At 59.0% G+C, this 13,992-nt stretch carries 13 protein-coding genes; 6 read left to right on the top strand and 7 right to left on the bottom strand.

Annotated features, from left to right (window positions below; genetic code table 11):
• Positions 1-132: 132 nt before the first annotated feature.
• From pyp to HVA01_RS08500, 5 genes are all read left to right on the top strand, one after another.
• Entirely contained in the window at positions 133-516 is a 384-nt protein-coding gene (gene pyp, locus HVA01_RS08520) for a photoactive yellow protein (RefSeq protein WP_146874836.1), read from the top strand.
• Positions 517-609: 93 nt separating this feature from the next.
• Positions 610-1,740, top strand: coding sequence for an AMP-binding protein (locus HVA01_RS08515; RefSeq protein WP_146874834.1), 1,131 nt, complete (start codon positions 610-612; stop codon positions 1,738-1,740).
• Positions 1,741-1,779: 39 nt separating this feature from the next.
• Positions 1,780-3,351 (top strand): HAL/PAL/TAL family ammonia-lyase, encoded by a 1,572-nt coding sequence (locus HVA01_RS08510; protein ID WP_146874833.1) that lies wholly within the window; start codon positions 1,780-1,782, stop codon positions 3,349-3,351.
• Positions 3,352-3,457: 106 nt separating this feature from the next.
• Positions 3,458-5,224: a bifunctional isocitrate dehydrogenase kinase/phosphatase gene (gene aceK, locus HVA01_RS08505; RefSeq protein WP_146874832.1), complete on the top strand. Its 1,767-nt coding sequence runs from the start codon at positions 3,458-3,460 to the stop codon at positions 5,222-5,224.
• Positions 5,225-5,266: 42 nt separating this feature from the next.
• Positions 5,267-5,980: an SIR2 family NAD-dependent protein deacylase gene (locus tag HVA01_RS08500; protein WP_146874831.1), complete on the top strand. Its 714-nt coding sequence runs from the start codon at positions 5,267-5,269 to the stop codon at positions 5,978-5,980.
• A 154-nt stretch (positions 5,981-6,134) separates the two neighbouring features.
• Here HVA01_RS08500 and bioA read toward each other — a convergent pair whose 3' ends face one another.
• Genes bioA through bioB form a run of 6 tightly spaced genes read right to left on the bottom strand, consistent with a single transcriptional unit; the run spans position 6,135 to position 11,810 of the window.
• On the bottom strand, positions 6,135-7,406 hold the full coding sequence (gene bioA / locus HVA01_RS08495) for an adenosylmethionine--8-amino-7-oxononanoate transaminase (RefSeq protein WP_146874830.1): 1,272 nt from the start codon (positions 7,404-7,406) through the stop codon (positions 6,135-6,137).
• A complete protein-coding gene (gene bioD / locus HVA01_RS08490) occupies positions 7,403-8,107 on the bottom strand; it encodes a dethiobiotin synthase (RefSeq protein WP_146874829.1) in 705 nt (234 codons plus the stop codon). Before bioD ends, bioA begins: the two co-directional genes overlap by 4 nt.
• Positions 8,104-8,889: a malonyl-ACP O-methyltransferase BioC gene (gene bioC / locus HVA01_RS08485; protein WP_146874828.1), complete on the bottom strand. Its 786-nt coding sequence runs from the start codon at positions 8,887-8,889 to the stop codon at positions 8,104-8,106. Before bioC ends, bioD begins: the two co-directional genes overlap by 4 nt.
• Entirely contained in the window at positions 8,886-9,614 is a 729-nt protein-coding gene (locus HVA01_RS08480; RefSeq protein ID WP_146874827.1) for an alpha/beta fold hydrolase, read from the bottom strand. The genes bioC and HVA01_RS08480 overlap by 4 nt, the downstream gene beginning before the upstream one ends.
• On the bottom strand, positions 9,596-10,759 hold the full coding sequence (gene bioF, locus HVA01_RS08475; RefSeq protein WP_146874826.1) for an 8-amino-7-oxononanoate synthase: 1,164 nt from the start codon (positions 10,757-10,759) through the stop codon (positions 9,596-9,598). The genes HVA01_RS08480 and bioF overlap by 19 nt, the downstream gene beginning before the upstream one ends.
• Complete coding sequence (bioB, locus tag HVA01_RS08470; protein ID WP_146874825.1) at positions 10,746-11,810, bottom strand: biotin synthase BioB; 1,065 nt, start codon at positions 11,808-11,810, stop codon at positions 10,746-10,748. The genes bioF and bioB overlap by 14 nt, the downstream gene beginning before the upstream one ends.
• Positions 11,811-11,989: 179 nt before the next feature.
• Here bioB and HVA01_RS08465 point away from each other — a divergent pair, with 179 nt between their 5' ends.
• Positions 11,990-12,727: a tRNA-uridine aminocarboxypropyltransferase gene (locus HVA01_RS08465; protein WP_146874824.1), complete on the top strand. Its 738-nt coding sequence runs from the start codon at positions 11,990-11,992 to the stop codon at positions 12,725-12,727.
• Here the strand turns inward: HVA01_RS08465 and HVA01_RS08460 are convergent.
• Positions 12,724-13,992 (bottom strand): TraB/GumN family protein, encoded by a 1,269-nt coding sequence (locus HVA01_RS08460; RefSeq protein WP_246129557.1) that lies wholly within the window; start codon positions 13,990-13,992, stop codon positions 12,724-12,726. The two genes, HVA01_RS08465 and HVA01_RS08460, sit on opposite strands and share 4 nt — an antisense overlap.

Genomic DNA, 13,992 nt, shown 5'->3' with positions numbered 1-13,992 from the left:
TCGTATGATTTAATTGCCCTAGAGCATCGATGCTGCTATTTTTTAGCTTAGCTTTATAACTACTGTAAAATATTTGTAGAGCTTTCGGTGGGTAACCAATCCCATAGTGCGTTTTACTCAGGAGATGCGGTAATGGCAATGGAAACGGTTCGTTTCGGCGGCGATGATATCGAAAATTCGCTGGCAAAAATGGATGATAAAAAACTTGACGAACTAGCCTTTGGCGCCATTCAGCTTGATGCCAACGGCAAAATCGTTCAATACAACGCAGCGGAAGGCGGCATTACCGGTCGTGATCCTAAAAGCGTGATTGGTAAAAACTTCTTTACCGACGTGGCGCCCTGCACGCAAAGCAAAGAGTTTCAGGGTCGCTTCAAAGACGGCGTTAAGAGCGGCGATCTCAATACCATGTTTGAGTACGTATTTGACTACCAGATGACACCTACCAAGGTGAAAGTGCATATGAAAAAAGCGCTGTCTGGCGATGCGTATTGGATATTTGTTAAGCGGTTATAAAGCTGCTGATTGCCGCTTGGCCTTTGATTGATACGGTCGGGCGGCGTTTTCTTTTTGATGGGTAAAACCCTAGGCTTCATTAAGGATAGTAGGATGCCGCAATGGCTAACCGAAGCCGATTGTAAAGCGGTTCTGCAATCGCTGCTCAGCGCCGAACTCACCGCTTACCGGGGGGAAGCTGCCCCAGATTGGCATCATGCGCCCGTTATTGACTCGCTTGAAAGGCTGCACCTTGCTGCCTGCGTAAACGAGTTTTTCTGTTTACACGAGACGGGGGCAGAAGACCGTCTATTAATGACACAACGTTTCGATGACTGGTCGTCGTTAGTGGCGCAAGCGGTCAACGAGACATCGGGACTTACGTTCCGCACTTCGGGAAGTACCGGGGCACCGACCGCCCACTTACACCGCTGGGAACATATCGAAGCTGAGGCGCATGCCTTGGCACAACGCTTTGCGTTACGAATGCCGGTAAACCGAGTGGTTAGCTGGTTGCCGCTGCATCATCTTTACGGTTTTATGCTGGGCATAGCGCTACCTGGCGTGGCGGGGCTTTCACGGGTAAGCGCGGACGCTGCGGCGTTACCCAGCCTCAGTTCCGGCGATCTGGTCGTTACGGTGCCGCCGCGCTGGGATTATCTGGCGCGTTCACGCCGTTCATGGCCAGCCAGCGTGATGGGCGTCTCATCCACCGCACCGCTATCGGCCGCGACATCTGCTGCGTTAATCGACCAGGGTTTGACCGGGCTGCTGGATATTTACGGCAGCACCGAGACCGGCGGTGTGGCCACCCGCTGGCAGCGTGACAGTCCTTATCAACTGCTAGACCATTGGCAACGCCACGGCACTCAACAGCTTCAACGTGTCGACGCTACCGCTGCCATCCCCCTGCTGGATGAAACCCACTGGCTAGACGCGCGTACCTTTACGCTAAAGGGTCGCCACGATGACGTCGTCGCCATTGGGGGTGTCAATGTCAGTCCCGGTTATGTGGCTAAGCGGCTAATGTCACTGGAAAGCGTCGCCGACTGCGCTGTTCGCACCACCGGGCAGTCCGCTCAGCAACGCTTAAAGGCCTTTGTAGTGCCGTTGAAGCATGCCGATGAAACCGCCGTTGAGATTGCTCAAGAGATTGCCCAATGGCCTGTCGCCGAGCGCCCGGTGGGGGTGACCTACGGCGATGCCTTGCCCACCAATGCCATGGGCAAATTAGCCGATTGGTAAGCCAGCCGACGAGTACGCTTTTAAACAGGAATTTACGCTATGCGCGATGGGTGTCGAACGCTTGATGAGATTGAGGCGGCAGCGCTTGGGCGTCAATCGCTGGTGCTTTCAGAGCAGGAAAAACGCGCCATTGAGCAGGCGCACGATTTTCTGTGTGGGGCTATTGAGCGCCGCCAGCGAATTTACGGCGTCACCACCGGCTATGGGCCGTTAGCCACGACCGATGTTGACCCCAGCCAGTCGGCGCTTTTACAGCAGAATCTGGTCTATCACCTATGCAGCGGCGTCGGTGAACCGCTGTCGCACCGCCATGTGCGGGCGATGATGGTGGCGCGTATTGCCAGCTTGGCCCAGGGCCACTCCGGCGCTAATCCACTGCTCGTTGAACGGTTGCTGGCATGGTTAGACGCCGATTTAGTGCCCCTAGTGCCATCACGCGGCACCGTGGGGGCCAGCGGTGATTTAACCCCGTTAGCGCATTTAGCCCGCGCCCTGAGCGGTGAAGGGAAGGTGAGCCTAAAGGGGGGAGACTGGATCGATAGCGCAACCGCACATCGCCAATTAGGCTGGCAGCCGCTGGTACTCAAAGGCAAAGATGCTATTTCGCTGGTCAATGGGACCTCGACCACCGCTGGCATCGCGGCGCTTAACACGACCGGTGCCCAACGAGCGGTAAAACTCAGCACGCTGCTGGTGCTGCTTTACGCAGAGCTGTTGGAAGGCCACCGGGAAGCCTTTCATCCCGCAATTGGCGCGTTACGCCCGCACCCTGGTCAGCAGCAGCTACACCGCTGGCTTTGGGGGTTGTCGGCAACCAGCACGGCATTAATTCCCTGGCAGTCAGCCTCGGCACCGCTGGCTGACATGCAACACGGTATCGAACAAAACCGCCCCCTGCCCCAAGATGCCTACACATTGCGCTGCGCCCCCCAAGCGCTCGGCGCGGCGTGGGATGTCGTCGAGCAGCATGCGCAAACGGTGCGCATTGAGCTCGCGGCGGTTACCGATAACCCGCTTTTATTTGCCGATGACGACCTTGTGCTGCATGGCGGTAACTTTTTTGGCCAGCAGCTGGCGTTTGCCAGTGACCACCTTAATAACGCGCTGGTACAGATGGCGCTGTATAGCGAACGGCGTATCGCCAGGATTACCGACCCGCTAAAAAGCAAGGGGCTGCCCGCCTTTATGCAGCCGCGCGATACCGGCTTGCACAGTGGCTTTATGGGCGCTCAGGTGAGTGCTACCGCGCTTGTCGCCGAGCTGCGTAGCCATGCCATGCCCGCCTCGATTCAATCGATTCCCACCAATGCTGACAACCAGGATATCGTGCCGCTGGGGACAATTGCGGCTCGACGAGTCAGTACCAGTTTGTCACAGCTTTACGACATCTTAGCCATTGAGGCATTGGTGCTGGCGCAGGGCGCTGAGTTGAAAGACACCCACTCGCTTAGTCATGCGTCTCAAGCGTTATACGCGTGGGTTCGCCAATACGCCCCCTCCCTTGAACAGGACCGGCCGCTGGCAGAGGAAATTGCGAGCGTATCAGCAGCGCTTGCCGACCCAGCGAGCGTAGCGCCGTTAATGGCCCTGTTAGCCTCGCCAGAGGCTTAGCGACTGGTTGTAGCGACTGGTTCTGAGAGCCCAGTGTCCACCAAGGTCGTCTCGCATGTAGTTTGCCGTTGGGTAACGCTAGCGAAAACATCCAGGAGTTTGCCCCGTGAAACACTCCCCGGCGTACCGCCTAGCGACCACCATTTTGCACGGTTTCGACGAGTACCGTGCGCGCTTTAAAGCCATTACCCTCGATGCGCGCCGGCGCTTTCGCGAGGCGGCATGGCGCGACGCCCAGCAGGCATCGGCGGAGCGGATTAATCTGTATCAGCAAAAAATCGACGTCACCCTGGGGCGCTTGAAGCGCACCTTTGACCCTGAGGTGGTCGCTCACTGCGAGAGCTGGCGCGAAGCGCGTGGCTATTACGCCGAGCTGATCAGTCATCGGTTGGATTACGAACTCGCGGAGACCTTCTTTAACTCGCTGTTCTGCTCAATTTTTCACCATCGACATATCCGCAACGAGTGGATGTTTGTGTATAGCTCCCGGGAGGATGCTGCCCATCGCTCGGGAATTGAGCTGTGCCGCCGCCAAACGGTCAATGGCGATTGGCAAGGCGCGCTTAGATGGGCGCTGCTTGAGGCAAGCTTGGATAACCGCTTTGCGGATATCGACAGCGACACCCAGTTAGGGGCCAGCTTTTTAGAGCAGCAATTACCGGCGACGATCGTGCACGCCGACGATACGCAAATTGAGCTGCTAAACAGCGTGTTTTATCGCAATAAAGGCGCCTACTTGGTGGGGCGTATTCGCGGCGGCGGCGAGCAGGTGCCGCTGGTGTTGCCGGTACTTCACGGCGAAGGCTTTGGCGACAAGGCCGATGCCGACCCCTGCCTGCATCTGGATACGGTGCTGATCGAAACCGATGAGGTGTCGATTATCTTCTCCTTCACCCGAGCTTACTTTCAGGTCGATGTGCCGGTGCCGGGCGAGTTTGTCGCTTATCTACAGCAGTTAATGCCGCACAAACCCGAGGGCGAGCTTTACGCCGCTATCGGCTTCTTCAAACATGGCAAAACCGAGTTTTTCCGCGCCTTGAATCGCCAGGTCGCCAAGCGTGAGGACCAATTTGTCATTGCCCCCGGCGTGCGCGGCATGGTGATGGCGGTATTTGTGCTACCCAGCTTTCGCACCGTGTTTAAAATCATCAAGGACAAATTCGACCCTTCGAAAGAGGTCACCCACGAGGGCGTGCGCGAAAAGTACCGGCTAGTCAAACGCCATGACCGGGTCGGGCGCATGGCCGATACCCAGGAGTTCTCCAACTTTACCGTGCGTCAGGATCATTTTTCGCCAGAATGCCTGGCGCACTTACTCGACGTTGCGCCCTCGACGGTATTGCTGCGCGGCGATAAGGTCATCATCAAACACTGCTATACTGAACGGATGATGACGCCGCTCAATCTCTATTTGGAGCAGTGTAGCGACAAAGAGCAGGTGATGGTGCTCAAGGATTACGGCAATGCCATTAAGCAGATGGCGGCGGCCAATATCTTCCCCGGCGATATGTTGCTGAAAAACTTCGGTGTCACTCGCCATGGCCGGGTGATCTTCTACGATTACGACGAAGTCTGCTATCTAACCGAATGCCGTTTTCGGCATATCCCCACGAACTATGGCAATGACTTTCAGGGCGGTGGCGGCGAGAGTTTGTCGATCGGTGCCAATGATATTTTCCCCGAGGAGTTTGGCCCCTTTATGTTTGCTAATCCGGCGCTGCGCCGCCTGTTTATGCAGCAGCATCCTGAGCTGTTTGATCCTGATTATTGGTTGGCGCTACAGCAGGCGATAGTCGATGGTCGGGTTATCGACGTTTACCCTTACCGCAACAAACAGCGTTTTGCGGGTAGCATTGGCCAATTGGTATATTAAGATGATATTGGCAGGTAATGAAGCACAAACAACGAGGTAACCATGGCAGCAAGCCCGCATTTGGTGGTGTTGACCGGCTCGGGGATTAGCACCGAGAGCGGGATTAAAACCTTTCGCGCCAGCGATGGCCTGTGGGAAAACCACCCGGTTGAGGATGTGGCGACACCTGAAGCCTGGCAGCGCGATCCGCAGCAGGTGCTGGATTTTTACAATCAGCGCCGCGAACAGATACGCCGTGCTAAGCCCAACGCCGCGCATAAAGCGCTGGCGGGCCTTGAGCAGGCAGGGTTCAACGTCAGTATCATTACTCAGAATATTGACGACCTGCATGAGCGAGCAGGGTCGCGTCACGTGATGCACTTGCACGGCGAAATTTTAAAAGCGCGCTCGTCTATCGATGAGCGTATGCGCTACCCGCTGCCTAAAGGCGGTATTGAGTTGGGCAACATCTGCGATAAGGGCAGCCAGCTGCGCCCGGACGTGGTCTGGTTTGGCGAGTCGGTGCCGCTATTCGCCGAGGCCTGCGAGCTGGTCAGCCAGGCAGATTTTCTGCTGGTGGTGGGCACCTCGCTGGCGGTGATGCCCGCGGCCTCGCTGTTGTCTTACATCGACTACGACACGCCCTGCGCATTGGTCGACCCGGAGGCGGATAGCCTTAGCCCGCCGGGCGTACTGGCGATTAACACCACCGCTGGCGAAGGCGTTCCAGCGCTAGTCAATCGCTGGAAACAGCAGGGTAATCTGCTGTTGTCTTAGGGTGCTGCCAGTAGGAGAGAGCTTTTTCTCTCGAATGTTTGAGCACTACACAGCCGGATACCTGCACTGTGCCAAAAGTCACTTGTGGGAGTCACTTGTGGGAGGGAGCTTCAGCTCGCGATTGTTTGAGCTACCAACCTTAATGCCCTGCCTCTTAGGTGCGGTTAAACCACCCCTTCATCACGTCGGTAATCTGTACCATTTCCGCTTCAGAGGTGATGTAGGCGGGCATGGTATACAGCCAGCGGCCGATGGGGCGTAGCCACACGCCGCGCTCGCGGGCAAATTCGCCAACCCCCGCTAGCGCCTCAGCGGAGTGCGCTTCAATCACCGCCGTGGCACCGAGTACGCGCACATCGGCCACTTGGCTATGGGCGCTTAACTGCTCGTTATCAATGAGCTCGCAGCGCAGCACCCGGTTTAGCTGGCCAATCTTGCCAAGATAGTCGTCTTCTTCGAACACGCGCAGGCTTTCCAGCGCCACGCGGCAGGCCAGCGGGTTGCCCATAAACGTCGGCCCGTGCATAAAGGCATGCTGGGGGCTGTCACCGATAAAGGCGTCGTGAACACGGTCGTTAGCGAGCGTCGCGGCGTGACCCAAATAGCCGCCGGTCAAGCCTTTGGAGAGCACCATAATGTCCGGCGTAACGCCCGCATGGTCGGCGGCAAACAGCTTGCCGGTACGGCCAAAGCCAGTGGCCACTTCGTCAAAAATCAGCAGCACGCCAAACTCATCGCACAGTGCCCGGGCGCCAGTCAGGTAGGCCGGTGAGGTCATGTTGAGACCGCCAGCGGCTTGCAGCAGCGGTTCCATGAGTAGCGCGGCGATTTCGTGATGGTGGCGCTCAAGCACATCGCGCAGGGCGTTAAGGTCGTGTTCGACCTGCTCAACGGTGGCATCAAAAGGCGCCGTGGGCGCCGGGGCGAAGTGGTGCTGAGGCAGCAGGCTGGCGAATAGGCTGTGCATGCCTTCTTCCGGGTCGCAGACCGCCATGCAGCCGGTGGTGTCGCCGTGGTAGGCCTTCATCAACGAGAGCATTTTTTGCTTGCCGGGGTGGCCGGTGAGCACCTGGTACTGAAGGGCCATTTTCATGGCCACTTCCATGCCCACCGAGCCGCTGTCCGAATAGAACACGTGATTCAGCCCGGCGGGGGTAATGCGCACCAATTCGCGGGCCAACTGGTCAGCGGGCTCATGCGTTAAGCCGCCGAGCATCACATGGCACAGCTCGCCTGCCTGCTCGCGAATAGCCGCCACTAAGCGTGGGTGGCCGTAGCCGTGAATCATGCACCACCAGGAACAGGTGGCATCCAGGACCCTCTCGCCGCCTTCAAGTACAAAGTGAGCGCCGTCACCGCCAATCACCTTGGGCGCGGGCGTTTGGGTTTTTAAGTGGGCATAGGGGTGCCAAACCGGCGTGGTCATAATAGCTCCAGTGATAGATAGGGGGCGGCAGTCGCGGCGCAGGGCGCATCAAGGTGGGAAATAATGCCCAGACAGGGCGCTGCGAGCTTAGCGTTCAGAAGGGCGATATTGGCCTCGAAGCGTGCGTTATCGGCGGCAAAAGCGGGGTCAATGACGCTGCCAATCCAACCGGCAAGTGGCAGGTCATCGGCACGAATGGCTTCCGCCGTTAAGCGGGCATGATTCAAGCAGCCCAGTTTTAAGCCGACGACCAGAATAACCGGCAACTCAAGGGCGCTCGCCAGGTCGGCAAAATCCTCTTGCGCGTTCAGCGGCACACGCCAGCCGCCTGCCCCTTCAATCAAGGTGAAGTCCCTGGGTGTTTGGGTAAGCGTTGCGCGCAGGGTGGCGGTAATCGTGCGGGCATCCAGCGGTTGACCCGCTTCGGCGGCGGCTAAGTGGGGCGCAATAGCGGGCGCAAAGGCAAAGGGATTAACCGTGGCGTAGGCAACCGGCGGCACGCTTTGTTGCTGCAGGGCGAGCGCATCGGCGTTGCGCAATTCCTCTTTACACGGACCTTGCGCGGTTTGCTCGCTGCCCGACGCCACCGGTTTAAGCCCCAGGGTGCTCAGCCCTTGCTGTTGGGCCATGTGTAGAAGCGCGCTGGCGGCTAGGGTCTTACCTGCATCGGTATCGGTGCCGGTGACAAAGAGAAGCGTCATAACGATTTTTCCAATTGCAGCGTTAAACAGTGATAGCTCACCGGCAGGCCTTGCGGCTGACGCAAGGGCTCAAAGCGCGCTTTGGCGGCGGCGACGTCAGCACGGGTGATCTGGGCGTTAGGCCGCGCCACCTGGGCGCCGACGCCTTTGATGGAGGCCATCACCGCGTTTAAGTCGGGGTAGTGAAAACGCTCAACGGTGGCCGCTTGCTGAGTGATGGCCAGGCCACTTTCAGCAATGGCCCGTTCGACGCTGGCGTGACTAGGCGTTTGCAGCAACGCCTCGGGGCGCTGCCAGACGATGGCAATCTCTTCTAAGGTGCCGGGTAGCAAGGTGGTAATATGGGCGCGGCCGCCAGGTCGTAGCACGCGATAAAGTTCATCCATGACCGCGCTAATATTACGGCACCACTGCACGGCCAGATTTGAGAACACTAGTTCAAAGGCGCCATCACCAAACGGCAGCGCCGCCGCGTCACCCGCTTGCCAGTGGATACGTTCACCGTAGCGCTGGCGCGCCTGTTCCAGCATGCCGGGGGCTAGATCCAAACCGGTCAGCTGAGCCGTGGGGTAGCGTTGGGCCAAACGGTGGGTCCAGTAACCGGTGCCGCAGCCAAGGTCGAGAAGATCATGCGCCTTGTCAGGCAGTGTTTGCCACAGCGCTTCGCCGATATGGCGCTGGGCACTGGCAAGCGCATCATAGTGGGGTGCCGCCCGGGAGAACGCTTTGGCGACCCGCGCCTGCCAGTTATCTTCGCTAATAGCGTCGGTAAGCTCCGTCACACAACCTCCGTGCGGGCGTTAGTCATCCTCGCGGCATGGCGGCTAATCTCAGCGGTTAAGGCGTGGGGTTGCGATAACATCGGGCAGTGGCCGACGCCGCTTAAGCATTCGCCCGCCCGGCGTTGGCCAGGGCTCATCAGTGGATCATGCTCGCCGGTGAGCGTGACGATCGGGCAGTTGGCAGCGGCTAAGCGCGCCTGGTTATTGAGCGTTGCCAACCAGTCAAGCCCTTGGGAAAGCGTTTCGTGGTCGGCTTTGGGTGAATCGCCGAGCAGGGCGTGCAGCCGCTGGTAAGCCTGGCGTGCATTGGGTTCACCCTGGGCCTGCCAGCGCAAAAAGTGCCGCCATGTGGCATCTGGGTCGCGGCGAAAGGCGCGCTGAAAGCTGGCAAGCTCGGCATGCCTGACGCCATCTTCGCTGCAGAGCGTCGCTCCTGCGCTCAGCAAAATAAGCCCCTTAGGGGCTGGCAGGTAGTCGAGCAGGGCGGTGGCAAGCAACCCGCCCAGGGACCAGCCTACCCAGACGGCATCGCTGGGTAATGATGCAGCCATGGACGCGGCTAACTGGGCCAGTGTCGGGTGGGTGGGTAGCGCGGGCGCGTCAGCATACCCCGGCCACTCCACAGGCTGGGCGTTTATCCCGCTTGGCCAGCACCCGTCAAGCAACTGCCAGATACGCTGATCAATGCCCCAACCGGAAAGCAGCACTAGGCGTGGGTGAGACACGCGGCCCCCTCGCGCTGGCAACTTGCCAGCGCTGCCAGTAGGCGGTCGATATGGTCGCGGGTGTGGCGTGCGCTCAAAGTGATGCGTAGCCGTGCTTCACCGTTAGGCACCGTGGGCGGGCGAATCGCCCCTACGTGAATGCCCAGCGTTTGCAACCGCGCTGCCCAGTGCAGGGTGCGCGCTTCATCCCCCAAGACCAGCGGCTGAATGGCCGTTGCCGAGGCACTTAGCGGTAGCCCTAACTGCTGCGCTACCTGACGAAAGTAAGCGATGTTGGCGTTCAGACGGTCGCGGTGTTCGGGTTCACTTTGAATGATCGTCAGCGCTTTAAGCGTGGCGGCGGCAATGGCCGGGGGCTGGGCGGTGGTGTAAATATAGCTGCGCGAAAACTGAATCAGGTGCTCGATCAGCGCGGCATCTCCCGCCACAAAGGCGCCAGCGGTGCCCAGCGCTTTGCCCAGGGTGCCGACTAAAATCGGCACCTCGGTGCTGTTCCAGGTACTGCCTGCGCAGCCGCTGCCATTATCACCCAGCACGCCGACTCCGTGGGCATCGTCAATCATTAGCCAGGCATGATGCCGCTGGCTGGTGGTAACGAGGCTGGCTATTTCGGCAACATCGCCGTCCATGCTAAACACGCCATCGCTCACCACCAGCTTGTGGGGTCTTTCACTGCGCGTAAGCAGCCTGTCCAGGTCGTGAGTATCGCGGTGATGAAAACGCCGTGAGCGGGCACCGCTTAGGCGACCGCCATCAAGGAGCGAGGCGTGGTTCAGGCGATCCTGAAAGATGGCCGTGTCGCGGTCGGCGAGCGCCTGCAGCACGCCAAGATTGGCCATATAGCCGGTGGAAAATAGCAATGCACGCTCGCGGCCCGTCCACTCGGCGAGAGCGTCTTCTAGCGCTTCGTGCACTGCCAGGTGGCCGCTGACCAAATGCGATGCACCGGCGCCTGCGCCATAATGGCGCGCGCCTGCCGCCTGGGCCTCGCTCACACGAGGGTCCTGAGCGAGGCCCAGGTAGTCGTTACCGGCAAAGTCGAGAGTACCGTTTTCCACTGCCCGCCTAGTTCGCCAGCGTTGCGTCTGCAGGCGGTTCTCACGGGCATCGGCTAAGCGCTGTTGCCACGCGTTAGACACTAGCATCTACCGCCAGCTCGGCAACGCGTTCGGCGTGCGCTTGCTGTTGGGCCTGTTGGGCGAGCCGTGTCGCTTGAACATCTTCGCTTTCGCAGGTTTCACGCTTTTCCGGGTGTAGGCCCAGTTTGCTAAATAGCGCGCGGTCACGGTCTACTTGAGGGTTGCCGGTGGTTAACAGCTTGTCGCCGTAGAAGATCGAGTTAGCCCCGGCCAAAAATGCCAGCGCCTGGGTTGATTCATTCATCTGCTCGCGGCCGGCGGAAAGCCGAACATGGCTCTGGGGCATCATGATGCGAGCCACTGCAATCGCGCGGATAAACTCAATGGGGTCCAGGTCTTCAACGTTTTCCAGCGGTGTGCCGGGGACCTTGACCAGCATATTGATCGGCACGGATTCCGGGTGCGGGCTAAGCTTGGCCAGCTGTTGCAACAGGGCGCTACGATCCCGGGCGTCTTCGCCCATGCCCAGAATGCCACCGGAGCACACTTTCATGCCCGCATCGCGCACGTTGGAAAGCGTTTCCAAACGGTCGCTGTAGGTACGCGTAGTGATGATTTCGCCGTAGAACTCGGGCGACGTATCCAGGTTATGATTGTAGTAATCGAGCCCCGCCGTGGCCAGGCGGCTAGCCTGTTCGCCGTCGACCATGCCCAGCGTCATGCAGGTTTCAAGGCCCACGGCTTTCACCTGGCGGACCATCTCTTCGACCAGCAGTAAGTCTTTGTCGCGGGGGCTGCGCCATGCCGCGCCCATGCAAAAACGGCTGGCCCCGGCTTCTTTGGCGGCCTTGGCCTGTTCGATGACTTTTTCAATTTCCAGCAGCTTCTCTTTTTCCAGTTGGGTATTGTAGTGGCCGGATTGGGGGCAGTATTTGCAATCTTCCGGGCAGGCGCCGGTTTTAATCGACAGCAGCGTCGACACTTGCACCGCGTTGGCATCGAAGTGGGCACGGTGAACCTGCTGGGCTTGAAACAGCAGGTCATTGAACGGCAGTGCGAAAAGCGCGTTAATCTCGTCTAGCGTCCAGTCGTGGCGCTGCATATCGGTCGCGGTCATCATGTAAACCTTTTGACTTTTAATAGTTGACGAGACTTTAGCGGCGTTGCACTTAAGGTGTCAACGTTGAAAAGTTTTTAGGTTGACGGTGAACGTGGAAACATTCGTCAAGAAAGCGTGGCCTGCTTTATACTCTGCGCCTTTGCCACCCTTGGTTATTCAAACCCTATGGAGCGCGGATGTCTGCTTTTGATAGCGCTGTGGGTAATGGTGTCGACGCCGAGCGGCCGGCTAGGCGGGAGTTTAAAGCGCGGGGCAGCTTTGTAACCCGCTGCGAGCGTTGCCAGTTGCCCGTGCTAAATTGCTTATGCCCGTATCAAGTGAAGGCGGAAAGCGTTGCCCAGGTATGGCTGCTGACGCACCGGATGGAGCATTATAAACCGACCAATACCGGGCGTTTGATTCGCGATGTCATCACCTCGACGCAGGTATTTACCTGGTACCGCACGGCGCCGGATGCTCAGTTGGCGGCATTGCTAGAAGACCCCCGCTACGCGCCCTTTGTGATTTTCCCCGATGACCAGCCCGATTACGCGGACCGCGTGGTGGATATAGAGGCGGTTCATGCGGCAAAGCACGAGGCGCGTATTCCGGTGTTTATCATTTTGGACGGCACCTGGCGTCAGGCGCGACGTATGTTCCGTAAAAGCGCTTACCTGGATGCGCTGCCGGTGCTGCCGCTGCGCACCGAGCGGGAAACCCGCTACCGGCTGCGTAAACCGGCCTCAAAAACGCATTTATGTACCGCCGAAGTGGCGATCGAACTGCTGCGCCAGAGTGAAGATACTCATGCGGCGGATCTGCTCGATGACTACTTTGAGGTGTTCAACGACAGCTACGCGGCAAGCCGCTTGCACCACAAAATTGATCCGCCCACCGCGGCGATGCAGCGCTTGTTATTACTCCAGGGCGCCTAGCCAGCAAACAGGGCACCGGCGATTCTAAACCCGGCCACCCAGGTGCCTATTGCGGAGCCTACCGTGGCTAGAATAAACACCAGCAGGGTGCGCGATACGCGGTTTTGCCACCAGCCTTTCAGCTGGGTGACATCTTGGCGCAGCGATGAGAAGTCGCGCACTTTGGGTTTGCGCATATACAGCTCAACCCCAGCGGCCACGAAGCCTGCGCCGATGGTCGGGTTCAGCGAGGTAAGCGGGGCGGCAAAGAAGGTGGCAATTACCGTGACAGGATGCGCCATGGCAATAATCGTCGCGCCGCCGGAAAGCAGGCCGTTAATCAAGAACCACTCAAGCACTAGCTGCCAGCCGAGATCGGTGTTGCGCGAAAAACCAATCGCAAAGCCGGTGAGTACTAACGCGGTAATCAGCCAGGGCAGCGCTTTCCACAGCTTGGACGGCGGCGGGGTGGCTTCGAGTGATTCACGCTCTGCCTTCGGGTTCGCAGGCCATGGGGCTTCAAGATGTTCGCCGGTGCCCTTTAGGTGACCGGCACCCACCACGACGAGCACGTGTTGGTAACGCCCCGGTGGCGCTTCTTCGGCTAGGCGCAGCGCCATGTAGCGGTCCCGCTCGCGAATCAGCGGGGTGTATAGCGCTTCCGATTCGGCGGCAAATTCGCTGAACGTGGCTTCCAGCATGTCGCCTTCTTTAAGCTTTTCGATTTCCTGTTGGGACACATCCTGGCGCGACAGCACGCTGCCAATCAGGCCGGAAAACAGCGAGAAGCGCTGCCACCACGGCACATTGCGGTAAATGCGTTTCAGCGTCAGGCCCACATCACGGTCCACCAGCAGTAGCGGTAGCTGGCGGCGGCTGGCTTCTTCAACGGCGGCACGCATTTCGGCCCCCGGCTGAATGCCAGACTGATCGGCAATGCGCTGCTGAAAGGCGCCCAGGGCCAGGCTCGCCGCGACCATGCCGGCTTTGCCTTCCCTGAAGACTTGGAAAAGGTCCTGCTCGCCCATGGCATCAGGGTTGGACATGCTGTGGTGGCGGGCGTCGCAAAGCTCGATGGCCACCGCATCAAACGTGCCGCAATCCAGCAGCGCACGCACATCGTCCGCGCTTGCCGCCGACACATGGGCGGTGCCCAGCAGCGTATAGCGGGTCTCACCGACCGTGATGGTTTTTAGCGGCCCGCTAGTGGCGGGGAGCGGCGTTGCTTCCAGCGGCACACTGTCTTGATGGAGTGACGCTTCGTGGGACATATCGTCGTGGGACAT

Source organism: Halovibrio variabilis, assembly GCF_007991175.1.
Taxonomy (GTDB): Bacteria; Pseudomonadota; Gammaproteobacteria; order Pseudomonadales; family Halomonadaceae; genus Vreelandella; species Vreelandella variabilis.
The sequence above is the reverse complement of the archived record's forward strand: the minus strand, read 5'-3'. Positions and strand labels throughout refer to the sequence as shown.